At 37.2% G+C, this 26,396-nt stretch carries 25 protein-coding genes; 18 read left to right on the forward strand and 7 right to left on the reverse strand.

The window, feature by feature from the left end:
• Window positions 1-77: 77 nt before the first annotated feature.
• The 3 genes from ACXAE4_RS02230 to ACXAE4_RS02240 all read right to left on the reverse strand — a co-directional run bounded on the left by ACXAE4_RS02230 (window position 78) and on the right by ACXAE4_RS02240 (window position 5,607).
• Window positions 78-1,124, reverse strand: coding sequence for a C40 family peptidase (locus ACXAE4_RS02230; protein WP_028411998.1), 1,047 nt, complete (start codon window positions 1,122-1,124; stop codon window positions 78-80).
• A 297-nt stretch (window positions 1,125-1,421) separates the two neighbouring features.
• Window positions 1,422-4,052, reverse strand: coding sequence for a DEAD/DEAH box helicase (locus ACXAE4_RS02235; RefSeq protein WP_475235369.1), 2,631 nt, complete (start codon window positions 4,050-4,052; stop codon window positions 1,422-1,424).
• A complete protein-coding gene (locus ACXAE4_RS02240) occupies window positions 4,045-5,607 on the reverse strand; it encodes a hypothetical protein (RefSeq protein WP_028412000.1) in 1,563 nt (520 codons plus the stop codon). The genes ACXAE4_RS02235 and ACXAE4_RS02240 overlap by 8 nt, the downstream gene beginning before the upstream one ends.
• A 241-nt stretch (window positions 5,608-5,848) precedes the next feature.
• Here ACXAE4_RS02240 and galU point away from each other — a divergent pair, with 241 nt between their 5' ends.
• The 3 genes from galU (at window position 5,849) to ACXAE4_RS02255 (ending at window position 9,037) form a co-directional block, all read left to right on the forward strand.
• Window positions 5,849-6,733, forward strand: a complete 885-nt coding sequence (gene galU / locus ACXAE4_RS02245) for a UTP--glucose-1-phosphate uridylyltransferase GalU (RefSeq protein WP_028412001.1) — start codon at window positions 5,849-5,851, stop codon at window positions 6,731-6,733.
• Window positions 6,734-6,979: 246 nt separating this feature from the next.
• Window positions 6,980-8,263, forward strand: coding sequence for a nucleotide sugar dehydrogenase (locus ACXAE4_RS02250; RefSeq protein ID WP_154990621.1), 1,284 nt, complete (start codon window positions 6,980-6,982; stop codon window positions 8,261-8,263).
• Window positions 8,264-8,329: 66 nt separating this feature from the next.
• Entirely contained in the window at window positions 8,330-9,037 is a 708-nt protein-coding gene (locus ACXAE4_RS02255) for a WecB/TagA/CpsF family glycosyltransferase (RefSeq protein WP_028412003.1), read from the forward strand.
• Window positions 9,038-9,073: 36 nt separating this feature from the next.
• Here the strand turns inward: ACXAE4_RS02255 and ACXAE4_RS02260 are convergent, their stop codons facing one another.
• Window positions 9,074-10,603, reverse strand: coding sequence for a flotillin family protein (locus ACXAE4_RS02260; protein ID WP_028412004.1), 1,530 nt, complete (start codon window positions 10,601-10,603; stop codon window positions 9,074-9,076).
• Window positions 10,604-10,623: 20 nt separating this feature from the next.
• Window positions 10,624-11,157: an NfeD family membrane protein gene (locus tag ACXAE4_RS02265; RefSeq protein ID WP_013059777.1), complete on the reverse strand. Its 534-nt coding sequence runs from the start codon at window positions 11,155-11,157 to the stop codon at window positions 10,624-10,626.
• 629 nt (window positions 11,158-11,786) lie between these two features.
• Between ACXAE4_RS02265 and ACXAE4_RS02270 the strand changes: the two genes are divergently transcribed.
• Window positions 11,787-12,839, forward strand: coding sequence for a glycosyltransferase family 4 protein (locus ACXAE4_RS02270; protein WP_013059776.1), 1,053 nt, complete (start codon window positions 11,787-11,789; stop codon window positions 12,837-12,839).
• Between the two features lie 38 nt (window positions 12,840-12,877).
• Here ACXAE4_RS02270 and ACXAE4_RS02275 read toward each other — a convergent pair whose 3' ends face one another.
• Both ACXAE4_RS02275 and ACXAE4_RS02280 read right to left on the reverse strand, forming a co-directional pair.
• The gene (locus ACXAE4_RS02275; protein WP_028412005.1) at window positions 12,878-13,876 is read right to left on the reverse strand and encodes an LCP family protein; all 999 of its coding nucleotides are present in this window, start codon (window positions 13,874-13,876) and stop codon (window positions 12,878-12,880) included.
• A gap of 195 nt (window positions 13,877-14,071) precedes the next feature.
• Complete coding sequence (locus ACXAE4_RS02280; protein ID WP_475235373.1) at window positions 14,072-14,707, reverse strand: YigZ family protein; 636 nt, start codon at window positions 14,705-14,707, stop codon at window positions 14,072-14,074.
• 438 nt (window positions 14,708-15,145) lie between these two features.
• Here ACXAE4_RS02280 and ACXAE4_RS02285 point away from each other — a divergent pair, with 438 nt between their 5' ends.
• From ACXAE4_RS02285 to csrA, 14 genes are all read left to right on the forward strand, one after another.
• Complete coding sequence (locus ACXAE4_RS02285) at window positions 15,146-16,294, forward strand: sensor histidine kinase (protein WP_013059773.1); 1,149 nt, start codon at window positions 15,146-15,148, stop codon at window positions 16,292-16,294.
• A 77-nt stretch (window positions 16,295-16,371) separates the two neighbouring features.
• Complete coding sequence (locus ACXAE4_RS02290; protein ID WP_013059772.1) at window positions 16,372-17,055, forward strand: response regulator; 684 nt, start codon at window positions 16,372-16,374, stop codon at window positions 17,053-17,055.
• 378 nt (window positions 17,056-17,433) lie between these two features.
• Window positions 17,434-17,865 (forward strand): flagellar export chaperone FliS, encoded by a 432-nt coding sequence (fliS, locus tag ACXAE4_RS02295; protein WP_154990656.1) that lies wholly within the window; start codon window positions 17,434-17,436, stop codon window positions 17,863-17,865.
• Between the two features lie 120 nt (window positions 17,866-17,985).
• Complete coding sequence (locus tag ACXAE4_RS02300) at window positions 17,986-18,423, forward strand: YaaR family protein (RefSeq protein WP_154990619.1); 438 nt, start codon at window positions 17,986-17,988, stop codon at window positions 18,421-18,423.
• A 106-nt stretch (window positions 18,424-18,529) separates the two neighbouring features.
• Entirely contained in the window at window positions 18,530-19,375 is an 846-nt protein-coding gene (locus ACXAE4_RS02305; protein WP_475235377.1) for a DegV family protein, read from the forward strand.
• Between the two features lie 97 nt (window positions 19,376-19,472).
• Complete coding sequence (locus ACXAE4_RS02310; protein ID WP_289578581.1) at window positions 19,473-20,963, forward strand: ATP-dependent helicase ComFA; 1,491 nt, start codon at window positions 19,473-19,475, stop codon at window positions 20,961-20,963.
• A gap of 95 nt (window positions 20,964-21,058) precedes the next feature.
• Entirely contained in the window at window positions 21,059-21,652 is a 594-nt protein-coding gene (locus tag ACXAE4_RS02315) for a ComF family protein (protein ID WP_224980623.1), read from the forward strand.
• Window positions 21,653-21,713: 61 nt separating this feature from the next.
• The gene (locus ACXAE4_RS02320) at window positions 21,714-22,127 is read left to right on the forward strand and encodes a TIGR03826 family flagellar region protein (RefSeq protein ID WP_048021753.1); all 414 of its coding nucleotides are present in this window, start codon (window positions 21,714-21,716) and stop codon (window positions 22,125-22,127) included.
• Window positions 22,128-22,286: 159 nt separating this feature from the next.
• The gene (gene flgM / locus ACXAE4_RS02325; RefSeq protein WP_014457790.1) at window positions 22,287-22,541 is read left to right on the forward strand and encodes a flagellar biosynthesis anti-sigma factor FlgM; all 255 of its coding nucleotides are present in this window, start codon (window positions 22,287-22,289) and stop codon (window positions 22,539-22,541) included.
• Window positions 22,542-22,562: 21 nt separating this feature from the next.
• Window positions 22,563-23,024 (forward strand): flagellar protein FlgN, encoded by a 462-nt coding sequence (locus ACXAE4_RS02330; RefSeq protein WP_235918781.1) that lies wholly within the window; start codon window positions 22,563-22,565, stop codon window positions 23,022-23,024.
• Between the two features lie 18 nt (window positions 23,025-23,042).
• Window positions 23,043-24,566, forward strand: coding sequence for a flagellar hook-associated protein FlgK (flgK, locus tag ACXAE4_RS02335; RefSeq protein WP_154990614.1), 1,524 nt, complete (start codon window positions 23,043-23,045; stop codon window positions 24,564-24,566).
• Window positions 24,567-24,568: 2 nt separating this feature from the next.
• Window positions 24,569-25,450, forward strand: coding sequence for a flagellar hook-associated protein FlgL (gene flgL / locus ACXAE4_RS02340; protein ID WP_028412015.1), 882 nt, complete (start codon window positions 24,569-24,571; stop codon window positions 25,448-25,450).
• Between the two features lie 81 nt (window positions 25,451-25,531).
• Window positions 25,532-25,954 carry a flagellar assembly protein FliW gene (gene fliW / locus ACXAE4_RS02345; protein WP_028412016.1) on the forward strand — a complete coding sequence of 141 codons (423 nt, stop codon included), beginning with the start codon at window positions 25,532-25,534 and terminating at the stop codon, window positions 25,952-25,954.
• 24 nt (window positions 25,955-25,978) lie between these two features.
• The gene (gene csrA, locus ACXAE4_RS02350) at window positions 25,979-26,209 is read left to right on the forward strand and encodes a carbon storage regulator CsrA (RefSeq protein WP_028412017.1); all 231 of its coding nucleotides are present in this window, start codon (window positions 25,979-25,981) and stop codon (window positions 26,207-26,209) included.
• Window positions 26,210-26,396 lie beyond the last annotated feature (187 nt).

Genomic DNA, 26,396 nt, shown 5'->3' on the forward strand with positions numbered 1-26,396 from the left:
AGTTTGATTCTCCATCAAGAATCAAACTCATTCGGATCTTCCTTCAGCTAACATACTCTTGTCTCAGCTTCTATCAGTTATTTAGCAAACCTTTTTGCACCTAAGTAGCGCTTGCTCCAGTAGCTGTTATCTAAGCTTGCAATGGTTACACCGGTAGAAGATCCAGCATGAATAAATTGACGATTACCAAGGTAAATGCCCATATGTGTAGGGCCGCTAGAATATGTATTAAAAAACACTAGGTCACCAGGCTGTGGATTACTTACGGGTGTTGATACACTCCAATAACCAGCCGTCGTATAGCGCGTTGTAGAAATTTGTTGTTTCATTACGTAATAAATGAATCCGCTGCAGTCGAAACCAGAAGGAGTTGTGCCACCCCATTTGTAAGGAACACCCATATAACGTTTTGCATCTGAAATCATTTGCGATACATTTAATGTTCCGCTAGAAGTTGAAGGTGTTGATGTACTTGGTTTTGTTGTTGGCGTAGTTGTTTGAGCGCTTTTTGATACCTTTAATTGTTGATTTACATAAATCGTATTAGACGTTAATCCATTTATTTGTTTTAATTCGCTCACGCTCATGTGAAATGCCGAAGCTATTTTAGACAGGCTATCTCCACGCTGAACTTTGTAAGTTCCGTTTGCATCCTTAGAAGGAGTTTCTGCTGGTTTACTCGTAGTTGGAGTCGATGCGCTGTTGCTTCCATTTACTTTTAACGTTTGGTTAATATAAATGATGTTGGAAGAAAGAGTGTTCAAACGTTTTAATTCTTCTACGCTCATATTAAAACGAGTAGCCACTTTCCAAAGGGTATCGCCGCTTTGAACTTTATAGGTTGAACCAGTAGCAGGAGCTGAAGGCTTTTCTTCCTTATTAGATGGTTGAGAGGTTGAAGCAGAAGGAATCGATAACGTTTGTCCTATGCGAATTGTATTTGAAGATAACTTATTTACGCTTTTTAAAGCTTCTATCGTTGTATGATATTTAGTAGATAACGACCAAAGTGTATCTCCAGCTTTCACTTGAACAGTTGAAGCAGATGCTTCAGCTGAAGCTTGATATAAGAATGTCCCGCCAACAATGGCGCCTAGAGATAAAGCGAGCTGCCTTTTTTTCATTAATAAATCCCCCTAATTATGTAAATGTTTCGTGTTTATTTTTCCAATATGTCTATTAAATTACAAAAATATTATATGTATAAATATGCTGGAATTTAAAGAGAAAGTAAAGGGTCTTTTTCGCTATAAAAATACCTTTTTATTCAAAAAACGATATTTATCGCGTTTTTTGTATCTTTATCAGTAGTTGAAGAACGATTTACACTTATTTTTTTGTGTCGAATGATCTAATAAAAAAAGAGGACAAGTAAAAAAGTCCTCTTTTTGGTAACGGTGTAACACATTTTATAATTTTTCTTATTCATTTCTGTAAGCAAGAAGCTCTTGTAGCTCTTTATTCGAAAGTTCTGTTACCCATTGATCTCCTTGGATGAGTTCATTGTTGAGATGTTGTTTTTGATTGATCACTTCATCAATTTTTTCTTCAATCGTTCCTCTTGTAATGAATTTATGAACATGAACAAATTTATTCTGACCAATGCGATGGGCCCGATCGGTTGCCTGGTTTTCAACGGCTGGGTTCCACCATCGGTCAAAATGAATAACGTGATTTGCAGCTGTTAAATTCAATCCAGTTCCACCTGCGCGAAGAGAAAGGATAAAGATGGCTTTTTTCCTTGCTTGAAATTGAGCAACCATTTCATCTCTTTGCTCTTTTGACAAACTTCCGTGAAGGAATAAAACCGGCTCGTTGATTTCTTTTTCTAAGGTTCGTTGTAGCATGAGTCCTGTTTCAATATACTGAGTAAAGATTAAACAGCTTTCTTGCTGTGTGCGAATGCTCTCTACGAGTTCAATAATTTTTTCACTTTTATGAAATCGCCGTACCGTTTGTTTAGCTGCACTTTCCTTTAAGTACAAAGCTGGATGATTGCATAATAATTTTAGCTTATTTAGTGTTTGCAAAATCATGCCTTTTCGTTCAAATCCTGTTTTTTCCTCTGTTTCTTGAAGCATTTCTTGAACTAGCTCCTGGTAAAGTGAAGCTTGTTCCGCTGTCAGCGGGATATATTCTTTTTGTTCTTGTTTATCAGGCAGTGAGCGGGCGATGCTTTTATCTTGTTTTGTTCTTCTCAATAAGAAAGGTTGAATGAGTGCTTTAAGCTCAACAGTTCGTTCAGGTTTCTCGCCTTTTTCAATGCCGGCTACAAATCGGTTTTTAAATGAATTGATTGTTCCTAAGTAACCGGGATTGATGAATTCAAATAATGACCATAGTTCCAGCAGACGGTTTTCAATTGGAGTTCCAGTAAGCGCAATTTTGTGTCTTGCTTGCAGCTGACGGATGGCTCTCGCCTGTTTAGTCTGCGGGTTTTTAACATGTTGCGCTTCGTCTAAGGAAATGCTGTTCCATATAAACCCTTTCAACAATTCGACATCCAAAAGGGCAACTTGATAAGTCGTAATCACCACGTCAGTACTTTCACATATCTTCTCAAATGCATCTCCGCCGGTTCTTTTCGGCCCGTAATGAACATGAACACGAAGAGAAGGGGCAAATTTCTGTAATTCTTTTTCCCAGTTTCCAATTAAAGAAGTTGGGCAAACGATAAGAGAAGGAAAGCTATGTAACTGATGAATGTTTGTTAAATAACTAATTAATTGAATGGTTTTACCTAGCCCCATGTCATCTGCTAGACATCCTCCTAAGTTAAACTTTCTCAAAAACATGAGCCAATTCAAGCCTTGCTGCTGATAAGGTCTTAATATCCCTTTAAATTCAGAGGGAGGCAGCACTTCCGGCAGCCGTTCTAAATCCGTTAAGGATGTAATAAATGATTGAAAGGAAGCGGGGAGTTGGAATTCAACTTTTACCTCTTCTTCATCAGTTTTACTGTCTGCCATGTAGGTTAGCTTCGTTTTTAAAATTTCATGAATTGAGACGCCTTTTTTACTAGCTTCTTTAACAATTTTCTGCGCTTGTTTAATTAATCTAGAATCCAGTTGAATCCACTGTCCGTTAATAGATAATAATCGGCGTTTTTGTTCGACTAATTTCCGAAACTCTTCTTCTGAAAAAGTTTGATCGCCAATAGAAAATGACCAGCGGAAGCTGCTGATAGCTTGTTTACCAAACAATGCAGATGAAGTATTTTCTATAGCGCCAGATACTTTTATGGTGGCTTTTTTTAATGATTCCCACCAGCTTGGCAAATGGATAGAGACACCTTGTTCAATCAATGCTGCACTATCTTGAGTTAGAAATTCCCATACTTCCTCATCTGTTAGGACAGACTGAATAAACGCTCCTTTTTGGTATAAAGTAGGAGCCAATGCTTTCCATCGTTCGTGTTCGTAAGCAATATATGATTCGTAGTGATTCCACTCTTTAGGAAGTGTTCTTCCCAGTATAAAAGGTTCTTTGGCTTCATCGTGGGGAATCACAAATGTTTCAGCCGTCCATACATCTCCATCGGTCGTTGGCTCTACAACACGCAATGAAAGGTCAAAGGGAGGATTATAGCTCTCGCCTCCTATGCTTATTAAAAAGTCTTTTCCTTCTTTTTTTAATAGGCTCTCTTTAATTTGTGCTCGCCACTCTTGCTCATCAGCTTGTGAAAGCGATCCAGTCATTTGTTTTTTAAAAGGAAGAGAATGAAATTTCCCTTGGATAATCTTCTTTGTCATATCGACTGCAATTTGCTGATAATCTTCCGCTGAAGCGGACAAAGCCGGTTTCAACACATGCTGTTGAATAGGTGATTGTATGAAAGTGAACATTTGCCATGAAGAAAGAAGAATTCCTTTTTTTCCATTAATCTCAACCTGTGTAGCTTCACTTCCGTAATAGGTCTGTTCATGCCATAGAAACAGCGCATCTTTCCATGTATCAGGGAGCAAAATTTGGCCGCTAGGTGATACACAGTAGAGAAAAAAGTCATCGTGTACAGGTTCGACTTCAAGTGTTAAATGAAACAAATCAAACATTCAGTAAATCTCCTTTTTCTAATAGTTGTTGAAATGCGCGCTGTTTCTTCGTTTTTATCGCTAATTCTTCTATATAATGTTCCCATAGTAGAGAGCGATTCATTTGTAGATAAAGTCTTTTTAATTCTTGTAAGTAGATATAGGCTTCTTGATAACTGCTTTTCTTTTTTTCATAAATCAGCTTTGAAATCATTTGATGATAAAGAGGAATAACCAGCTTTTCATCTTTTTGTTTTAAGGCCTCTATCGTTTGCTCGTCATATTTAATGCTGTCATATTGAAGAAGCACCTGTAATTCAACCCATTTTTTTAATTGGTTAGAAGCATATAGAAAATCACTGTATTCAATAAAACTATAGGGAAGTAATGTCTGCAATGCTTCAGTATACAAAGTTTGCTCGTTCGTTAAGTCTTTATAGTGCTGAAATAAATTTACAATCATGGAGACCATATTTCGGCTTCCTTGATAAGTAGTTGGAACGGTGCGTACGTAATCTCCTATATAGGTCATTATATAAGAGCCCCACTGAGCAAAGCGGTCAGTTTCTTTTTCGTGCAATAAATCATTTAACCAAGGGATAAGATAGGGAATCATTTGTAATGTTCCATCGCTCAAACGTTCTTTTGCTTCTCTATCTTTTTCTTGAAGAAATAAAAGATAGGAAAGAGCTGTATTATTTATAAAAGAACCATGCTTGGCTTTTAATTCGCGTTCCTCATTTTTTCGCCATCTTTCTAACGTGAAGACTTTTTGCCAAATAACGCGATAAATTTCAATACGCTCATATTGTAAAGGCATATCATTATGCAATAATTCTCGGATGTATGGGATGCTGTCCTCTATAATAGATAATGCATCCCGATCGTATTTCGTTTGCTTTAATGAATCAGCGGTAGCATAAATTTCATTTGTTATTTTGTAGACGTGACTATATACGAATGATTCCTCGATGTTAGTAGAAAGCTGATGTGCCTGTAATTGAGCTGATAGTTTATAAAATGTATGAACCGCTCCATACATACAAAATAAAGCATAAAGCAATGGATGCTCAGGAGCTTTTTTCACTAAAGAACGGTAATAGTACTGATAATATTCATGATAAATGGACCGGTCATTTTCGTTCCGCCCCTGCATAAAAAGCGTATACTGCTCCTCAAAAGTTTGTCTCCACTCTTGAAAAGTTGCCTTGGGTTTTTTTAACACTTGTTTGGCAGATAGCATAGTCAAAGCTTCTTTCTCATGGTTTCGCCATTCTTTGAATAGGGGCGAAAGCGGTTCTATTAATGAATACATATAAAAAAACGCTGCAAAGCAGTGTTCACAAAATCCGTTATGCTGACAAGAACAGGTACTTTCAGGGAGTAGCTGTTTGTTTAGTTCAACATAAAACGAATCGATTTTAACGTTTAATATCTGTTCATCATTGTGCAAAATGAAGAATGAATGGGTACGGTAAAGGTCTAGTCCTGCTTGGGCATTTGTACGATAGCGTGCATCACTGTACGGGAAATGATGTATAAATTGGTGCTGTAAGTGATCTGAAAACGAACTCATAATCCCATTCCTTTCTATACATAAATGGAACATAAAATTATATTTATAAGTGATTAATTTTCTTTTCATTATAAATGATAAAAATAGAATTATACAAAATCTTTTGTTATGATAAAGCAGAATCCAACATGACTCTTTATAAAAAGAAATGGATTCAACATGACTTTGTGTACATACTCAATCGAAGACTTACTATACTATAACCAATAAGCACGATTGACATTGACAGGAGGAAAAGTAAGTGAAAATTCGTAAAGCTATTATTCCAGCAGCTGGATTAGGGACACGCTTTTTGCCGGCTACAAAAGCACAGCCTAAAGAAATGCTGCCAATTGTAGATAAACCAACGATTCAATACATTGTGGAAGAAGCAGTAGCATCAGGTATTGAAGATATTTTAATTGTAAGCGGTCGCGGAAAACGAGCAATCGAGGATCATTTTGATAAATCATATGAGCTAGAAGAAACATTAGCGGCAAAGGAAAAGTGGGACATGCTTGAAGAAGTGCAGGGGATTTCGAATTTGGCTAATGTTCACTACATTCGTCAAAAGGAACCTAAAGGATTAGGTCATGCCATTCACTGTGCAAGAAGTTTTATCGGAGATGAACCGTTTGCTGTTATGCTAGGGGATGATGTAGTCCAATCAGAAACACCTTGTTTGAAACAGTTAATGGACGTATACGAAAAATATGAATGCGCTGTAGTTGGTGTACAGGAGGTGCCTAGGAAAGAAACCTCAAAGTACGGAATTGTAGGTCCTAAAGGAGAGCCTCTTGAAAAAGGATTATTAGACGTAGAAACGCTCGTTGAAAAACCGAATCCAGAAGATGCCCCTTCAGGCTATGCAATTATGGGGCGCTATATTTTAACACCGGAAATTTTTGATATCTTAAGCAGAGAAGAGATTGGTGCAGGTGGAGAAATTCAATTAACAGATGCTATTTTACGTCTGAATGAATTTCAACGTGTTCTTGCTTATTATTTCGAAGGAAAACGTTATGATGTTGGAGATAAATTTGGATTCATTAAAGCAACAATTGATTTAGCCTTACAAAGAGAACCGCTGCGAGAAGAGTTAGTGAGCTATTTTAGAGAAATTGTCGAAAAAGAAGGGCATATGTAAAAATAGATTTACTAGGAGAACTATTGGGAATCATGGAGATTTTCAATAGTTCTTTTGGGTTAGAGCCCGTTGTACAAAAGATGGTTATATCGTTTATTGATGAATTCTCATAAAATGTTACATAATAATAAGTAAAAGAAATTATTTCATGTTTTTATATAAATGCTATCATGAAATGACATTTTTCGATATAATATCAGATAGGTTTTATTTATTAAGCATGTCATATAAAGGAGATTTTCTGCAATGACAAAGAAATTGTGTGTAGTTGGTTTAGGATATATAGGTTTACCGACAGCTGTTATGTTTGCCAATCACGGCTTATATGTACATGGTGTTGACGTAAATGAAAAAGCAGTAGAATTAATTAAAAATAAGCAACTTCATATAGAAGAAAATGGCTTACAAGAACGTTTAGAATCAGCAGTTGACAACGGCCACTTTACGGTAGGCACAACAGCTGAAGAGGCGGATATTTTTATTATTGCTGTACCATCACCAATTAATGAAGATAAAACGGCAAACTTGAACTATGTTCGAGAAGCGACAAAATCAATTGTTCCTTACGTTCGTAAAGGAAATTTAGTTATTTTAGAATCCACAGTTCCTCCGCGTACAGTAGAAGACGTTATGCTACCTGTGCTAAAAGAAACTGGTTTAGAATTAGGCAGTGAGTTATTTGTTTCTCACTCACCTGAACGTGTTATTCCAGGAAAAGTATTTGAGGAACTAGTAAATAATGACCGTATTGTCGGTGGTATTAACGAAGAGTCCAGTCGCTTGACTGTTGAGCTTTATAAAACATTTGTAAAAGGAAATATTCACGTAACGGATGCTACAACAGCTGAAATGGTGAAAGTAATTGAAAACACATATCGTGATGTGAACATTGCCTTTGCAAATGAGCTGGCAAAAATCAGTGAAAAAATTGGTGTAAATGCGTGGGAAGCGATTAAGTTAGCGAACTATCATCCACGTGTAAACATCCATTTACCAGGTCCTGGTGTAGGCGGTCACTGTATTGCTGTTGACCCTTGGTTCTTAACGGAGCTTCAGCCAGAACTTGCGAAAATTATTTCTCTTTCTCGTCAGACAAATGATTCAATGCCTGAATATACAGCATTAAAAACGAAAAGCCTACTAGATGAAAAGGGCATTCAACATGGACGTGTAGCTGTTTTAGGTTTAGCTTTTAAAGGAAATATTGATGATATGCGTGAAAGTCCATCAACGGATGTGCTTCATCACTTAGGAAAGCTAGGTGTTGATTACACAGCATTTGATCCTCATATCAAAGAGAATAAAATCGAACGTCAGACGCAAAGTTTGGATGAAGCTGTTGCACATGCAGATGTGATTCTTATTTTAACAGATCATAATGAGTTCAAAGAGCTTCTTCCATCAGCTGTTGAAAATCATATGCGTACAAAGATTATTTTTGATACGAAAAACTGCATTCAGCGTGATCAATGGAAAGTAGCAGGCTTTGACGTAGTGTTACTTGGTGATTCAAAAGTTTCTACTTTATAAAAAGACGGGCTGAACAGCCTGTCTTTCGTTTGTAAAAAACTAAAAAATCAACATACGGGTGATTTAATGAAGGAAAACATCTTAGGAATAGACGTTTGTAGCGACACGTACGATGAGCTAGCGGCAAAGTTACTTCAGGATATAGATAAAGGCCGAAAATCATTTATTGTAGCAATCAACCCTGAAAAAATTATGAAAGCACAAGAAGATCAGGAATTAAAGTCACTGTTAAATCAAGCGACTTATCAAATTCCAGATGGAATCGGTGTGATTTTAGCTTCAAAGCTCAAAAAGGGACGTATTCGTGAGCGTGTAACGGGTATTGATATGATGCTGAAGCTGTGTAAAGAAGCAACAAATAACGGTAAAAGAATTTTTTTATACGGAGCCAAGCCCGGCATTGCAGATGAAGCCAAAGCTAAGTTGGAAGAGATGTTTCCAGGGATTTTAATTGTTGGAACATTAAATGGCTATGAAAAAAATGAAGAAGTCATTGAACGTACGATCAATGACTCAGGAGCAGAAATTGTGTTTGTCGCTTTAGGCAGTCCAGCGCAAGAAAATTGGATTATTGCTCATAAAGAAAAACTCAATCCTTCTGTTTATCAAGGCGTAGGCGGCTCGTTTGATGTTATTTCAGGACGATTGAACCGGGCACCGGCTGTTTTTCAAAAATTTGGTTTAGAGTGGCTTTATCGACTATTAAAAGAACCATGGAGATGGAAGCGTCAGTTAGAATTGCCTAGGTTTCTTCTTCGAGTGTTAAGAGGTTAAAAAAGCATGCGGATTATATCCGCATGCTTTTTATTTTTAGATATCTTCTTTTTTGTTTTGTTGCTTGATTTCATCCGTTAGTTCGTGCAAGCTCTGGCGCACATTTCCTTTTCCAGAAAAGTTCTCAATCAATTCCTTTACATCTATACCTGAGGATGCTTTCAGCGATTCTTGAAGAGAAGACATTAAGTTTGTTGCATAACCAGTCACTTTATTAGCTCCGCTGTTTTCACCGTTGCTTCCTGTATCCACAACCGTAATTTTATCGATATTTGCTAAAGGACTTGCAACTTGTTTTGCATATTCAGGAAGCATTTTGATAATCATATCTAAAATAGCCGCTTGACCAAACTGCTCGAATGCTTCCGCAACTTTTTGTTTAGCCTCTGCTTCTGCTAAACCTTTTAAGCGGATAATCTCAGCTTCAGATTCACCTTGGGCACGCTGAGCGTCAGCTTTTGCTAAACCATCAATTCGAACGCGTTCAGCTTCAGCTTTGGCCATTGCTTCAATTCGATATTTGTTGGCGTCAGCTTCCGCAAGCTGTTTTGCTTTTTCAGCTTCTGCGGATTGCTCAACAGAGTAACGATCTGCATCTGCTTTCTTTTTTACTTCAGAATCGTATTGACGCTCACGACGAAGAATTTCTTTTTCTTCTAATTCAATTTGTTTCTGACGTTCAATAATGCGGATTTGCATTTCTTGTTCTGTTACATCTTGTTTCGCGCGAGCTGTTTCTAGATCATAAGCTTGGTCAGCACGAGCTTTGGCAATATCTTGTTCGCGACGATATTCAGCGGTTTTTAATTGATTCATTTTTTCAGCTTCCGCGATTTCTGTATTTCGCTCAAGCTCCGCTTTTTGGGCATCTTTATGAGCCTCGGCACGCTTGATTCTTGTTTCTTTTTCAGCTTCCGCTGTTGCAATGTCAGCATCTCGCTTAACTTGAGCAATACGAGGCTTCCCTAGCGATTCTAGATAGCCGTTCTTATCCCGAACGTCTTTAATTGTAAACGATACAATAATTAATCCCATTTTAGCTAGATCTTGTGAAGCTACGCGCTGTACTTCTTGAGAGAATTTTTCACGGTTTTTATAAATTTCTTCTACTGTCATAGAACCAAGAATCGAACGAAGGTGACCTTCTAAGACTTCTCTAGCTTCGGTTTCACGATCTTCTTTTGCTTTGCCCAAAAACTGCTCAGCGGCCGTTGCGATTTCTGAAATAGAACCTCCAATTTTGATAATTGATACCCCATCAGCCATAACAGGAACACCTTGTTCTGTATATACTTCAGGTGTAGATACTTCCAGTTTGCTTGACAGCAAGCTCAGAGGCTCAGCCTGCTGAAAAACTGGCAGCACAAACGTACCGCCGCCGCGAACAATTTTAATGCGGTTTCCGGATTCATCGACGTGCACGTTTTTATTTCCGAGATAGCTCCCTGTTACAATTAACGCTTCATCTGGACCTGCTGTACGGTATTTTGTAATAAATACGGCAATCAGCGCAATTAATAAAAAAACAACAATTCCAACGACAACTAATATAGGTGTTGAAAACATAAAACTCCCCCTAATACTATTTATAATGAGTGATTGGTCATAACTTCTTCGTAAATCACAACGAGTGCGTTGCCCCTTTGTATATCTACCACAAGCACTTTGCTGCCTAAAGGTATAGCAGTGTTTTTAAAGCTGGCAGCGGGTTTGGAAATTGTGCCGCTAACCCCTTCGATAAATACTTCTCCATAACCATCTGCAGGAACGGAAGTAATAATGGTACCAAGTCTTCCTTTTAACGAATCTTCAGTAAAAGCAAGAGACTCTTCAGCCGATGATAAAGGAATCAATACGAAAACGTTGAGCAAAATAACGAGTAGAAGGGCAATAAGAGCGGAAATCGAAATAATCCAATAATTTTGCAATGACGTATAGGTGAACAAATATCCACTGGCACTAAAGAATGTTAAAAAAGAAAAAAGAAGAGTGGGGTTAAAAAAAGGTATCGCTTCAGATAATCCATCTAACAAATCGCTAAATAAAATGTATAAGAAGGTGAGACTTCCGCAGATAATTAATCCATACAAATACACTGTTTGAACAGATAGACCAAACATAGTTCATTCAACACCCCCTTTATGTAAGATGATTGATACTGTTTCTACTATGTATTACGAACCGTATCAAAAAAAGTTTCATTTTTTTGATAAAATTCCTTTTTTTGTTTAATTTTATCTCTGTCCATTTCACTATATTTTAACTTTTAAATGATATAAGATAAGGACAACGATTCAGCGAATGTGGTTTGAAGTAGTGGACATGCATAGGTCAAAAGTTTGTTCATATAATGAGTGGGGCCATGTGAAATAAAAATAAAGGTTTAAATATGCTTAATAAAAAGGAAAAAGAGTTAAAGATGACGAATAAATTAGACGAAAAGGGGGGAGTTCGCTTATATTTTAATAAAATATAGTAAAGAAAATGTTCTACATAAAATAACCACATAAGAATAAAGTAAATCAGCTGTTTATACACCAAAAAATACAGTTCTTTTCTATTAATAGTTTGTAAATGTGCTAATTTTTGAGAATAAATTTTTATTTAAGTAGTAGAATCATTGTGATATAATCCATTTTGGGAATAAGTAAGTAATTATTGTTATACGCAATTTGAAATACTATCCAATTATATAAAGTTGGATACATTTTTTATGGTTTTGGTTAACATAAACCTGAGGAGGGTCTCCATGCTATATTTGACCTTGTTTATTTGTTTTATTACATCTATTCTGATCACTCCGCTGGTTAAGAAGCTGGCGTTTAAAATAGGTGCAACGGATAAACCAAATCAACGAAAAGTTCATCAAAAAATTATGCCTCGCCTTGGAGGTTTGGCGATATTTTTTAGTTTTCTTATTGGATACCTCGTTTTACAGCCTGACAGTAAATATGCGCTGCCGATTTTAATCGGAAGCATCATTATCATCATTACCGGTGTCTTAGATGATATGATTGAGCTATCCGCTAAAATTAAATTAGGCGGTCAGCTAGTAGCGACATTAATTGTTGTTGTATACGGTGGAGTCCAAATTGACTTCATTAACTTGCCGTTTGGCGGAAAATTAGAATTCGGAATGTTAAGTATTCCAATTACGGTATTATGGATTGTAGGAATTACCAATGCTATTAATTTAATTGATGGATTGGATGGATTAGCTGCCGGCGTTTCCTCTATTGTATTGATTACCATCTCTGGTATGGCTATTATGATGGGTAATGTGTTTGTGACAAGCATGGGTTTCATCGTATTGGGAAGTACGCTCGGATTTTTGTTTTACAACTTTCACCCCGCTAAGATTTTCATGGGCGATACAGGAGCACTATTTTTAGGCTATATGATTTCTGTATTGTCTCTGTTAGGATTTAAAAATGTAGCGGTTATTTCCTTCATTGTTCCAGTTATTATTTTAGGGGTACCAATTTCAGATACGTTCTTTGCTATTATTCGCCGAATCGTAAAAAATCAACCGCTATCGGCTCCTGATAAATCTCATTTGCATCATTGCTTGTTGCGCTTAGGGTACAGCCATAGACAAACGGTTTTAATTATTTATGGAATGAGTGCGATATTTGGCTTAGCGGCAGTTATCTTTTCAAAGGTACAAACAATGTGGGGGTCTTTTCTTGTACTAGCTATCCTCCTTGTGGCGATTGAAATTATCGTTGAAAAAATAGGATTAGTTGATAAGACATATAGGCCAATTCTTAACATGGTTCGTGGGCTTCGTTTAAAAAATTAATTAAAAAGACCTCTTGCATATCCAAGAGGTCTTTTTAATTATTCTGTTGTATCTGAAGTTGATTCAATGCCTAAATGCTTGCGGAGCTTTTCACTTACTTTTTCCACTGAATCATTGTCTAGTTTGAAGTAGTAAACGCCGTTAATTTTTTCATCGCTACCGTCTAAGTTAATGGTTTCGATGTCTACTTTTTTCGAAGCGTAATCATAAAACGAAAGCATTTCACCGAACATTAAATTCGTTTTCATATTATCGCCAACAGCTTCGATAAGATTGCCATATTTATTAAGTGATCCAATGGAAGCAGCTTTTTTAATCATGGCTTCGATCAACTGCTGCTGTCTTTTTCCTCGCTCAATATCGTTGTCTTGTTTTCGTGTTCGAGCAACAGCTAACGCTTCTTCACCATTTAAATGTTGGTTTCCTGGTTTTAAGACAATAGCATTATGACGATCTTTTGAGTCCTTTTCACTCATCGCATAAGGTACATCAAAATCGATTCCCCCAAGTGAGTCTACAATGTCTGTGAAAGCTTTAAAATTCACTTTAACATAGTAATCAACAGGGACATTAAACAGCTGTTCTACCGTTTCTACAGTTGCTTTTGGACCTCCGTACGCATGCGCATGCGTAATTTTATCTTTTTTGTTCACTTCAGGTATATAAACCCGCGAATCTCGAGGTATGCTTACAAGCTTTACGGTTTTATTTGTTTCGTTAAAGGTCGCCAAAATCAAAGCATCTGTACGGGCTGATTTTCCGAACTTCCTGGTTTCACTGTCATCTACGCCCATAAATAAAATGGATATATCATCTTTTTTGGGATCGATTTTACGATCACGCATAGGAGAGTTATCGCGATCTCCAAGTCCTTCATAAGAATCAGAAGCTACTGTTTTAGCCTTAACAAATAAATAAGAGCCATAAGCGGTTGCAGAAAGCCCTAAAATAAGGATAGGTAACAGAAAAAATGTAAAAAGCCTTCGTTTTCTTTTCCGTTTGTTTACTCTTTTTTGAAAACGTCTATATTGAGCCATACGGTTTCTCCTTTTATTCGTATATTCGAACACTTATTGTGACACTTAGTATGTGTTATAAATTGGAATGTATGAATCAAACTCGTCAAAGCTATGCGTCTTTACGAGGTTTTTACTCATTGACAAGTAGCGCAACCATCAGAATAGTTGCGCTATTTATCAATTGTACAATGTTTTTTAATAAGAGTAAATAATTCATTCTACATCTTCTTCTAAATAGGTCGTCTCACCTGCTCGAATATCTGCTTGGCCGTTTGTTAGCTCGGTCATCCATTCAATAAATGCTTCTGTTTGAGCTTCCTCTACAAATGTTTCAATCTCTACCATGTCTGCGTAGTGGATTTCTTTTAATAGATAAACGGAACTGCGAAGCTCATTTTCTAATTTTCCAAGCCATGTATAGTCGAAGGTTGTATGCATAACCGCCATGAGAGTTCGTTTGACTGTACCTAATTCATTTAACGCTTCGGAAATGGATTTTCCATACGCGCGCACCAATCCACCTGCGCCCAATTTAATACCTCCGAAATAGCGCGTAACGACGACTACCGTATCTTTTAAGCCTCTCTTTTTAAGCACTTCTAACATTGGTACGCCTGCTGTTCCACTTGGTTCTCCATCATCGTTTGCTTTTTGAAATTGATCTCGTTCTCCAATTAGGTAAGCTGAACAGTTATGAGTAGCATTCCAGTGCTGTTTTTTAATGTCTTGAATAAATTGCTGAGCTTCTTCCTCAGTTGTTACACGTTTCATATGACAAATGAATCTAGATTTTTGAATAGTGATTTCATGTGAACCTTCTTGTTTTACGGTATAATATTGTGATAACAATCAAAAAATCCTCCTTAGCGTTATAAATAGAAGAAAAACGGGTATTTACGTACTGTTTACTTGCTATTAGTATAAAATGTTTATGAAAAGACATCAATTAATCAAATTCAACATCACTTAAACAAGCCATACAGAATATACGTTATAATAAAATAGTGTGCAGGCTTGTATAGCTAAATAATGAAATGATTTAAACAGGCAGTTAGTCACTGTTGAAGAGTGAGCGTAAATGGTAATCTATTCAAATAACGCGAGTCAAGCGTCGATTGATGTCGAGTTTGAGGGTACTAAAACAACCGTTACTTTTTGGATATAAAAAGTCAGATAGGGAGAAAATATGGATCTTATCCTCACAATTCAGATAGGTCATACGAATACTATATATAGCATGAACGTATAGACATTTCTCCGAATGTGAGTATAGTTTGGGGTGAGTAAATGTCGAAACATAAATTAACAAGCAAGGCACTTGATGAAATTTTTGAGAAGATTATTGGCACAGTGGGAGATAGTAAAAATGAAGTCTATCGCCTTTCTGAAGATGCCAGACAAGAATATCAGCAAATTAAAGAAGAGTTAGAAGTATTAAAAGGAAAAGTTCTTGAGACGATAGAGCAAGGTGATAAATTAGAAACTCAGGCAAGGTTGGCTCGAAAGCGTTTGTCTGATGTGAGCCGACATTTTCAAATTTATTCAGAGCCTGAAGTAAAAGACGCTTATGAAAAAGCACACGAATTACAAACCAAGCTGCTGATGAATCAGCAAAGCGAATATCAGCTGCGTAATCGTCGAGATGAACTAGAAAGACGCTTGCTTACATTGGAAGAAACGATTAAACGTGCAGATCACTTAGTAGGTCAAATTTCCGTTGTGTTAAATTATTTAACAAGTGACTTAAAACAAGTAGGGGAAATAGTAGAAGATGCTATTCAAAAAGAGTATTTTGGCTTTCGGATTATTGAAGCTCAGGAAGAGGAACGGAAACGTTTGTCAAGAGAGATTCATGACGGCCCAGCTCAAATGCTTGCAAATGTTATGATGAGATCAGAATTAATTGACCGAATTTACCGGGAACGTAGTGCAAAAGAAGCAATGGAGGAAATTCGAGATTTACGAAAAATGGTTCGTTCTGCCCTATACGAAGTACGTCGAATTATATATGATTTAAGACCGATGGCACTTGACGACTTAGGTCTAATTCCGACGCTGCGTAAATATCTTGATACAATCGAAGATTATAACGAAGGCAAGCCTCGGATTACGTTTATTTCCATTGGACAAGAGAAGCGAACTGCTTCAAAATTAGAAGTAGCACTGTTTCGTCTAGTGCAAGAAGCTGTAACGAACGCATTAAAACATGCAGACGCGACGGAAATCCAGGTGAAGATAGAGTTCAACAATGAACACGCTATTTTGCTGGTCAAAGATGACGGCTGTGGTTTTAATCAAGAAGAGAAAAAAGAGAATTCGTTCGGCTTAATAGGAATGAAAGAGCGTGTTGATTTGTTAGATGGGACTATTTCTGTTCATTCGAAAATTAACCAAGGCACGCTTGTTATGATTAAAGTACCGATTATAGCCGCTTAAAAAGGCAGAGATATGTATATAAATAGGGGTCAATATAGAGTAAAACATTTGTTGTTCGATTTGGGGAGGAATCAAACATGCAGACAAGAATTATCATAATCGACGATCACCAATTATTCCGTGAAGGAGTAAAAAGAATTTTAGATTTCGAAAAAGATTTTGAAGTAGTTGCAGAAGGTGACGACGGTAGCGAAGTTATTGACCTTGTAGAAGAACATCAACCTGATGTTGTAATCATGGATATTAACATGCCGGCTGTGAATGGTGTAGAAGCTACGAAAAAGCTTGTAGAAGTAAATCCGGATGCTAAAGTTATTATCTTATCTATTCATGATGATGAGACGTATGTAACTCATGCCTTGCAAACAGGGGCACGAGGCTATCTGCTAAAAGAAATGGATGCGGATGCGTTAATTGAAGCGGTGAAAGTAGTTGCAGAAGGTGGTTCATATTTACACCCTAAAGTAACACATAGTTTAGTAAAAGAGTACCGTCGACTAGCAGCTCAAGGACAGTCGTCTTCTTATCCGCACGAACCAATTGAGATTCGCCGTCCACTGCATTTGTTAACACGTCGTGAGTGCGAAGTGCTACAATTGTTGGCTGATGGTAAAAGTAACCGAGGAATCGGAGAAGCATTATATATTAGTGAAAAAACCGTTAAAAACCATGTGAGTAATATTTTGCAAAAAATGAATGTAAATGATCGCACGCAAGCTGTTGTTGTGGCAATCAAAAACGGTTGGGTAGAAGTAAGATAAGTTCAAAAGTCCGATATACCGCTAGGTATATCGGACTTTTTTTTTCTTTTTATAACTTTTTTTGAAATTGTGGGTAAAAAGTCATGTGTAATGAGAGAGGAAACCAACCGATAAGTTAAGGGAAGAAGATATCTTCTAGGAAGGCGAAGGGTGATACCTCTGTGCATTTACTCGTCCTTCAACTTTCGACAAAAGCATCCATACCTCAAAACAATGTCCATCCATTTGATGCAAGCTCTTGTAAAGGAAGGTCTTCAATACATTCAGATACATATGAGGTCGTAAAAGAATTTATTCAAACCTCAACTGGTATACTTTAAAAATTTAAGAGTTATAGCGCAACACATAGAAAATGGATTTAAAGAAGGCAAGAAGGTGATGAAGCTGAATTTTATAACGGAAGAATTAATCTATCATAAATCTCCTCAAGAGCTAACAGCTATGATGTATGAAAAATTTATTCAAAATATTGATGAAGCTGTTAGAGCAATTCAACACAGCGATTATTTTACAGCGAATGAAAAAATTAAACAGTGCAACGATATTTTATATCGTCTAGGAATTGGCTTAACATATCAAGCAGATATTATTGCAGAGCAGTTAGATACCCTTTACAACTATATGTCTGAGAGATTAATTATGGCTCATTTAAAAAAAGATACGTTTATTTTATGTGAAGTTCAACAAATGATGAAGAAGCTTTCTAACGCTTGGAATGAAGTGTTAAAAGAGACGCCTAAAGTTACCTCTTCGCCCCGCAAAAACAAGCTGTCTTCTTATGAACAGCACATACGTATTACTCTTAGCTAAAGGATAATCATCATATCCACGCATCAGATGCCTCTCGAAACTTTTCAGCTAATCAAGCAAGCACATCTAAAAGTCTAAACTGAATGAAGTGTATACTAACAGATAAAGGAGAGATACATAGTGGAGTTACAGCGAATTAACGGTCTTTCTTCTTCCGTGAATCTCATTAGAGAAAAAGAAGTAAGTAGTTCGGCTTCATTTACAGGAGTAATGGTAAAGAAACAAAAAGAACTGACCTATGAACATTTAACTCAAGTGATAAATAAAATTGAAGAACAGGGAAAGCAGTTAGTAAAAAGTCAAACTATTGATTCTTTGCGGAAATACAAGGCGCTTGTGAAGCAGTTTATGAACGAAGTCGTTAAAAATGGTTTTGAACTGCATGAAGAAAGAGGATTTAACCACAGAGGAACCACTAAAGTATATAAGCTAGTGAAAGAAGTGGATACGAAACTAGTTGACTTGACAAATGATATCCTTCAAAAAGAAAAAGACAGTTTAAATTTACTCAAGCAGGTAGGGGAAATTCAAGGTTTGTTAATTAATATGTATACGTGAAGGAGCTTTTACTAATAGGTAAACCTCTCGTTACATGCATTTTAATCCTAAATGTTGTAGAATAGAGTGAAATTATTTTATATAACAAAGGATGGATCCCTATCTTATGAAAACAGCAATTATTACAGATAGTACCGCCTATATATCAGAGGAAATTCGATCAAACTATCATATACATATGGTACCGCTAAGCGTTATTTTTGGTGAAGAAACATATCGTGAAGAAGTAGATATGACTGCAAATCAATATTTTGAAAAAATTAAAGAAGCAAAAAATCTTCCAACCACTTCTCAGCCTGCTATTGGAGAATTTGTAGAGTTGTTTGAACAGTTAAAACGAGATCAGTTCGATGCTGCTATCGTTATTATGTTATCTAGTGGAATTAGCGGAACGTATCAGGGTGCTTTGACGGCAGGTAGCATGGTAGAAGACTTTGATGTGCACGTATTTGATTCAGAAATCAGCTGTATGGTTCAGGGCTTTTATGCGATTGAAGGAGCCGAGATGGTCCAATTAAATAAACATCCTGACGAAATCATTGCGCGTTTCGAAGAGATGAAACTATCAATGCGTGCGTATTTTATGGTAGATGATTTATCTCACTTACAGCGCGGAGGTCGCCTAAATGCTGCTCAGGCTATTATTGGCAGTCTTCTTCAAGTAAAGCCCGTGCTCCATTTTGAATCTAAAAAAATCGTTCCGTTTGAAAAAATTCGTACGCGTAAGCGAGCATTAAAACGAATTACCGAGCTTCTTGATGAAGATGCAAAAGAAAACGTACCTATGAAAGCTGTAGTTATTCATTCTAATCGTGAAAATGAAGCAAAAGAAATTCAACGAGACTTAGAACAAGAATATCCTCATATTGAATGGAGCCTTTCTTATTTTGGGGCTGTCATTGGCACGCATTTAGGTGAAGGCGCCATCGGTATAGGCTGGTATAAAAAGTAATCGAAAACCAAATCATTTGATTTGGTTTTTTTGCAGGAAAAAACACCTTTTTTTGCGTATATAGATGTGTACGATAAAAATGGAAAGGAATGAAGAGATGCTTTTTACTGTTAAACAAGAACTGCTAGATCCCGTTCAAGTGCCTAGTCATGATGCTTTTCCTCTCTCTCAAATCGATATGTGGAGAACTCCACCTTTAAATCCTTCATACCCTTACTCTTTAGATCTTCAGCGCTCTTTAAGCGGAAAGCAGCTGCTACTCAATCAGACTCCCTATCCTTTACCCCTCATTCATGAACATTACCTAAACGGATATATTTCCTATCAAAAAGCAATCACCCAAAAAGAAAATCGATATAGATGCAACCGGTGTGGAAGTGATAGCCCTTTTTATTTCGCTTCATTTCCATGCAGTAGATGTCACCAGAACTGCTACTATTGCCGAGCATGTATTGTAATGGGCAAAGTAAGTGAATGCACACCCTTTATAAACTGGGAAGGGCCAGCAAGTAATGTTCTGCCAAAAAGCAGCGTGATGAATTGGAAAGGCACGCTGTCTAAAGCTCAAGAACGTGCTTCAAATGAACTCATTCAAGCTATAAAAAAGGATGGAGAGCTGTTAATTTGGGCTGTTTGCGGAGCAGGAAAAACGGAAATTTTATTTAAAGGTATTGAATCCGCGTTGAACAGCGGAAAGAAAGTCTGTATTGCTACTCCAAGAACAGACGTGGTTATTGAGTTAAAGCCAAGAATTCAATCGGCATTTCCGGATATATCTGTGCTGGCTATGTATGGAGGCAGCGAAGACCGTTTTCATGAATCCTCTCTTATTATTTCCACCACTCATCAACTTTTGCATTATTATCAAGCATTCGATGTGCTGATTATTGACGAAGTAGATGCATTCCCGTATTCAACAGATCCTATGCTGCACTATGCTGTTGCAAAAGCAGCTAAACACGTTGCGTCAAAGATTTATTTAACAGCGACTCCAAGTGAATCATTAAAAAAAGACGTTGAGCAAGGAAAAAAACAAGTAGTTAAAATTCCAGCCCGCTATCACCGAATGCTTATTCCTGTTCCTCGGTTTGAATGGTGTGGCAATTGGAAGAAAAAAATAAAAACAGATACCTTGCCTGCTAATGTTGAGAAATGGGTAAAAAAAAGAATAGATGAAGGGAAACAATGCTTTGTCTTCGTCCCGCAAATTAAGTGGATTGCTCCGATCACAGACATGATTCGAAAGCTGACCGAAAAGGTAGACGGTGTCCATGCTGAAGATTCCCAGCGAAAAGAAAAAGTAATGAAATTTAGAGAAGGGCGGCTCGTTATTTTAGTAACGACAACCATATTGGAGCGAGGCGTAACGGTTCCCAACATAGATGTTGCAGTATTGGGAGCAGAAGAAACGATTTTTACTGAAAGTGCTCTTGTGCAGATTTCAGGAAGGGTGGGGAGGAGTGCTCAATTTCCAACGGGAGACGTGGTCTTTTTTCATTATGGACAATCTCTGTCTATGCGAAAAGCAAAAGGACATATTGAACATATGAATGCTCTAGCTTATAAGGAAGGGCTGATTGATCGATGACAATATGTCTGATTTGTTTTGAACCTCTTGTCTCTTCTTTCGATTGGAGGTCATTGTTAAAATCTTCTTCAACGGATAGGATTTGCACTGTTTGCGTGCAAAGATGTCCCATCATCACCAGTAGCGTTTGCAGGGGATGCGGCCGCTCTCTTGCAGACCTGGCTCCTTCTCATTATGAGCTAGACACATGTAAGGACTGTCAGAAATGGAATGATGCTTCTTTTTTTAACCGTTCTCTTTATACGTACAGTGATTTTATGCAAAGCATAATAGAGCGTTTTAAATTTCAAGGAGACTATGAAATTATCCAAGCATTCAAGGAGCAGTGGTATAAGTTCTATAAAAAAGAATGTAATCCAAAAGCTATACTAGTTCCTGTACCTTTAACGGAGGAGAGATTATACGAAAGAGGGTTTAACCAATCTTTAGCACTAGCTGAACTGATCAGTGACAACATAGAAATGCCTCTTGTTCGTTGTTCAGGAACAAAGCAATCAAAGAAAAATAGGCGAAGTCGGCTGACAGAAAGGCTGGAATTTAAAGTAGTCGACTCCTCAATGGTTACGAATCAAGAATTTCTCTTGATTGATGACATTTATACAACAGGAGCAACCGTGCGCCAAGCGGCAAAGTGTTTGCAGGAAGCTGGGGCACGTTCAGTTCGTTCGCTCACTTTAATTCGTGCATGAAGATGTATAATTTAAAACTTTGACCGATAGTAAAATAAAAAACAAATGAGGAGTTTCGAATATGGGAACGTTAGATAATTGCAGGGAATGCGGTCATTTATTTGTGAAAATTGGATCAATAAATATATGTAAATCATGTTTTGACAAAGAAGAAGCTCTGTTTCAACGTGTTTCTTCATTCTTGAAGAAAAGAGCAAATCGTACAGCAACGACTTACGAAGTGATGAAAGAAACGGGCGTTTCAGATTTGTTAATTCATCAATTTATTCGACAAGGTCGCTTAGTGTTAGCTAACTTTCCAAATATAAGCTATCCATGCATGCAATGCAACGCTCAGATTCGGGAAGGGAAACTTTGCCATTCATGCTCTCAAGAAATTAAACATGGGTTAGAAAAGCATAATCGTGAGATGATTCGTTCAAATGAAGAGCCCACGCGTCCCACCTATCGTTCTAACGAAAGGAAAAAAGAGTAAAAGTGTGCTGAATGTTTGCAGACTCTCTATCTATAGACCTATGTTTAAGGTGGACTGTGAAAATGGTCTCAACTTCCTTGCGGATGCTAAAGGTTTAGGTGGAAATTCCGATATAATGAATAGAGATAACGGATACAAATATAAAAAGAGGTGAGAGAGATGAAGATTAACCCATCGAACTTATTTGGAATAAATCCGTACAAAAAACAATCAGAAAAAACAGAACAGGTCTCTAAAAAAAATCCACAAGATCAGATTCATATTTCATCTGAGGCGAAGAAACTTCAGGGAAATGAACCATCTCCAGAAAGACTTGAAAAATTGGAGAAGCTCAAACAGCAAATTAACAGCGGAACATACGAAATTAACGGAAAAGAAATTGCTAAAAGTATTGTAGATTTCTATAAAAAATAAAAGGACTGACATTGATTGAACGTGCAAGAAATTCAAACGATACTAGAAAAACAAGTAACGCTTCATAAAAGTTTGTATGTCATTGTTAAAGAGAAAACGAATTTTATTATTAAACAAGATGTAAAGGCATTGACGGCTTCTTTGCAAAAAGAGCAATCTCATATAGCTGCTATTTCTGCACTGGAAACAAAACGTATAGAAGCAATGGAAAAAGGCGGACATACTGCTCGCTCCATTGAAGAAATAGCAGGCTCATTCTCTGAATACTCCATCTTGATACCCTTTCAAAAACAGCTAATAGATATCATTCAAGATATAAAGTATGCAAATGACTTAAACAATCAGCTGCTCACACAGTCTTTACAGCTGATTCATACCGAACTAGACCTTCTTGTTCCATCGAAGCGAGAGGATTCGTTCAATTACACAAAAACAAATAATAGATCGTTTCAGTCCAACTCTATTTTTAATTCGAAGGCATAAAGAACGGAGGAAAGCAGAATGAGTTCAACATTTCATGGTTTGCAGGTGGCTAAACGAGGAATGGATGCCCAACAAGCGGCTCTTTACACGATTGGCCATAACGTATCTAATGCAAATACGCCGGGCTATACGCGTCAGCGAGTAAGTTTAGAAACGTTCCCAGCTTATCCGGCCCCAGGGATGAATCAGACTGGGACTGCGGGTCAAATAGGAATGGGAGTAGAAGCCAGCACGGTAGAGCGAATACGTGATACATTTTTAGATACCCAGTATCGAGATGAAACCATTAAAGTGGGGTATTGGGATGCACGCGCTGGTGCTCTTGAAAAAATGGAGGAAATTATGAATGAACCTACTGAAGATGGACTTTCAGCTGTTTTTAATCAATTCTTTGAGGCCATTCAAGATGTAGCTTCACACCCTTCAGAAGCAGGAGCCAGGTCTGTTATGATTGAACGAGCTGAAGCAGTAGGCGATACTTTCTCTTATTTATCTACTTCTTTAAAAACGATTCAAGGTGATTTACAAAACGAGCGTGACGTAGCCGTAACACAAGTAAATTCGTTGCTAGAGCAAATAAATAATGTGAACCAACAAATACAAAACGTAGAACCAAATGGCTATTTACCTAATGATTTGTATGATGAAAGAGATCGGCTGCTAGATGAGATTTCTAAATTTATGCCGGTTTCTTTAGAGTATACAAAAAGCAGCGGGAACGCTTCTACAACGTCAGAAGGAGTGGTAACGGTTCAGCTTCAAACGTCTCAAGGACCTATTACTCTTTTAGATGGGAAAACTCATCAAATAAATGCCATCAGTTTGACAACAAATCAAGATTCCTATGTGACGGGCATTCATATAGGGGATGAGATACGGAACCCTGAGTCATTTCCTCAAGGAAAACTTAAAGGGTTAATTGAGGCTTCTGGATATATAGATAATAGTGGTAATAGAACTGGTGTTTACGCTTCAATGATTGATGATTTAGATGAAATGGCATATGAATTTGTGAACTGGTTTAATGATAAGCACGAACAAGGTGTCACGCTAGATGGTGAGAATGGTGTGTCCTTTTTTAATGAGATTTCTCAAAAAGAAGGAGCTGCAACTGGAATTGTTATTGCTGATAAAATCAAACAAAACACAAACAATATCGCTGCTGCTTCTTCGGCCTCTTCTGAAGATGATGGAACTGGCCGCAAAGGAGATGGACAAAATGCTCAGCTGTTGTCTCAATTTCGTCAAAAGGTGCTTATTGATTCCGGAAACGGAGCTGTTTCATTAGATGGATTTTATCAATCTGTCATTGGCCAAATGTCAGTAGATGCCCAACAAGCCAACCGCTTAAAAAGTAATTCAGAAACTCTCCAAGGAGCTGTGGAGCAAAGGCGCCAGTCTACCAGTGCAGTTTCATTGGATGAAGAGATGACCAATATGATTCAGTTTCAGCATGCATATAACGCTAGTGCCCGTATGGTGACTATGATTGATGAAATGCTTGATAAAATTGTAAACGGTCTTGGAACTGGAGGAAGGTAAAGATGCGTGTCACACAAGGAATGTTAGCGGCTAATTCGTTAAAACAGATTAGCAATAGCTATAATAAGCTGGAAACCCTTCAAAACCAATTATCAACGGGAAAGAAAATTACTCGTCCTTCTGATGACCCGGTAGTCGCTACGAAAGGAATGGCGTATCGGTCTAATCTTTCTGAAGTAAATCAATATAAACGTAATTTAACAGAAGCTCAGTCTTGGTTTGATAGTTCAGAATCAGGACTTGAACAAGTCAATTCCATTCTTCAGCGCACTAAAGAGCTGGTCGTGCAAGGATTAAACGGTACGAATGAAAGTGATGACCGACAAGCGATTGCACGTGAAATTGAACAGTTAAAGCTGGATTATATGCAAGTCGGCAATACGCAGGTGGCAGGAAACTATATCTTTAACGGTGTAAATGTGGGAGCACCGCCGATTAGTGAGAATGCAAGCGGTATGATAGAATCGAATATTAATCTGGATCCTTTTTCGGTTGAGGTATCAAAAGGTATCCAGCTGAGAGTCAATATTCATCCTGAAAACATCTTTGGACAAGGTGCATTCGACTTAATGAACAATGTTCAAACAGCTTTTGAACAAAACGATGTAAACTCACTAAAAGATCTTTCTACACAGGTAGACACGCAGCTGTCTACGCTATTAGCGGAGCGATCTGAATTGGGAGCAAGGAGCAATCGGCTTGAGCTGATCGAAAACCGCCTTGATTCACAGGAAATTACGGCTACTAAGATGCTTTCAAATAATGAAGATGCAGATATTGAAAAAGTCATTACGGATTTAACCGTACAAGAAAGCGTGCATCGTGCTGCTTTGGGAGTAGGGGCTCAAATTATTCAGCCTACGCTGCTAGATTTCTTGCGTTAAAAAGCTCCTTCTACACAGAAGGAGCTTTTTTATAATGAAAAAAGATAACAAGAAAAAATTAATTAGCAAAGGTGTGATGAGATGAAAATTTCCACAAGCTATCATGGAGATATAGAAATAGATAATCAGCAAACACTGACATTTAATCAAGGGATTCCAGGTTTTTTGGAAGAAACTGAATTTGTTATTTTACCACTTCCGGAAGCCGAAGCTTTCCAAGTTCTGCAGTCTACTCAAACCAAAGAATTAGCTTTTATTATCACGGATCCATTTCAGTTTTTTTTAGATTATGATTTTCAACTAGAACCTCAGGAAATCGAAAAGCTTCAATTACAACAAGCGGAAGATGCAGCTGTTTACGTATTGCTTACGATGTCAGATTCTGTGGAAAAGATAACGGCTAATTTGCAGGCTCCTGTTATTATTAATACAAAGCAACAGCTTGCTAAGCAAGTGATTTTAATGAATACAGCTTACGAAACGAAGCACAGGTTATTTGAGTAAGAGGAATAGATAAGGAGTGAGTCCATGCTTGTTTTAACACGAAAGTTATATGAAACAATCAAAATAGGTGATGAAATTGAAGTGACCGTCCTTGCAGTTAATGGTGATCAAGTAAAGTTAGGAATTCAAGCTCCAAAGTCTGTAGATATTCATAGACAAGAGATTTATGAAGAAATACGTAATGAAAATAAAAGTGCTTCTCAAATTACATTACATGCTATTGATATGCTGAAACAATTACCGAAAAAGAAATAAAACAATCAGATTGAAAATAATTAAAAATATACCGTATAAATAATATCTAAATCGGGAAAGATAAACATATAGTATTCCCCACTATGTCTTAAGCCTTTCTCTTTAAGAGAAGGCTTCTTTTTTATCAAAAAATTGAACTGAATTTCTGTTTTTTTCCTTTTTATCGTGTATCATTAAATTTATTAAG

Source organism: Priestia sp. ABM2_011 (assembly GCF_056158845.1).

What these genes read in the sequence shown, in the direction of transcription:
- ACXAE4_RS02230 (WP_028411998.1), bottom strand. Translation starts at nt 1,124, where the DNA reads ATGAAAAAAAGGCAGCTCGCTTTATCTCTAGGCGCCATTGTTGGCGGG.
- ACXAE4_RS02235 (WP_475235369.1), bottom strand. Translation starts at nt 4,052, where the DNA reads ATGTTTGATTTGTTTCATTTAACACTTGAAGTCGAACCTGTACACGAT.
- ACXAE4_RS02240 (WP_028412000.1), bottom strand. Translation starts at nt 5,607, where the DNA reads ATGAGTTCGTTTTCAGATCACTTACAGCACCAATTTATACATCATTTC.
- ACXAE4_RS02250 (WP_154990621.1), top strand. Translation starts at nt 6,980, where the DNA reads ATGACAAAGAAATTGTGTGTAGTTGGTTTAGGATATATAGGTTTACCG.
- ACXAE4_RS02255 (WP_028412003.1), top strand. Translation starts at nt 8,330, where the DNA reads ATGAAGGAAAACATCTTAGGAATAGACGTTTGTAGCGACACGTACGAT.
- ACXAE4_RS02260 (WP_028412004.1), bottom strand. Translation starts at nt 10,603, where the DNA reads ATGTTTTCAACACCTATATTAGTTGTCGTTGGAATTGTTGTTTTTTTA.
- ACXAE4_RS02265 (WP_013059777.1), bottom strand. Translation starts at nt 11,157, where the DNA reads ATGTTTGGTCTATCTGTTCAAACAGTGTATTTGTATGGATTAATTATC.
- ACXAE4_RS02270 (WP_013059776.1), top strand. Translation starts at nt 11,787, where the DNA reads ATGCTATATTTGACCTTGTTTATTTGTTTTATTACATCTATTCTGATC.
- ACXAE4_RS02275 (WP_028412005.1), bottom strand. Translation starts at nt 13,876, where the DNA reads ATGGCTCAATATAGACGTTTTCAAAAAAGAGTAAACAAACGGAAAAGA.
- ACXAE4_RS02285 (WP_013059773.1), top strand. Translation starts at nt 15,146, where the DNA reads ATGTCGAAACATAAATTAACAAGCAAGGCACTTGATGAAATTTTTGAG.
- ACXAE4_RS02290 (WP_013059772.1), top strand. Translation starts at nt 16,372, where the DNA reads ATGCAGACAAGAATTATCATAATCGACGATCACCAATTATTCCGTGAA.
- fliS (WP_154990656.1), top strand. Translation starts at nt 17,434, where the DNA reads ATGAAGCTGAATTTTATAACGGAAGAATTAATCTATCATAAATCTCCT.
- ACXAE4_RS02305 (WP_475235377.1), top strand. Translation starts at nt 18,530, where the DNA reads ATGAAAACAGCAATTATTACAGATAGTACCGCCTATATATCAGAGGAA.
- ACXAE4_RS02310 (WP_289578581.1), top strand. Translation starts at nt 19,473, where the DNA reads ATGCTTTTTACTGTTAAACAAGAACTGCTAGATCCCGTTCAAGTGCCT.
- ACXAE4_RS02320 (WP_048021753.1), top strand. Translation starts at nt 21,714, where the DNA reads ATGGGAACGTTAGATAATTGCAGGGAATGCGGTCATTTATTTGTGAAA.
- flgM (WP_014457790.1), top strand. Translation starts at nt 22,287, where the DNA reads ATGAAGATTAACCCATCGAACTTATTTGGAATAAATCCGTACAAAAAA.
- flgK (WP_154990614.1), top strand. Translation starts at nt 23,043, where the DNA reads ATGAGTTCAACATTTCATGGTTTGCAGGTGGCTAAACGAGGAATGGAT.
- flgL (WP_028412015.1), top strand. Translation starts at nt 24,569, where the DNA reads ATGCGTGTCACACAAGGAATGTTAGCGGCTAATTCGTTAAAACAGATT.
- fliW (WP_028412016.1), top strand. Translation starts at nt 25,532, where the DNA reads ATGAAAATTTCCACAAGCTATCATGGAGATATAGAAATAGATAATCAG.
- csrA (WP_028412017.1), top strand. Translation starts at nt 25,979, where the DNA reads ATGCTTGTTTTAACACGAAAGTTATATGAAACAATCAAAATAGGTGAT.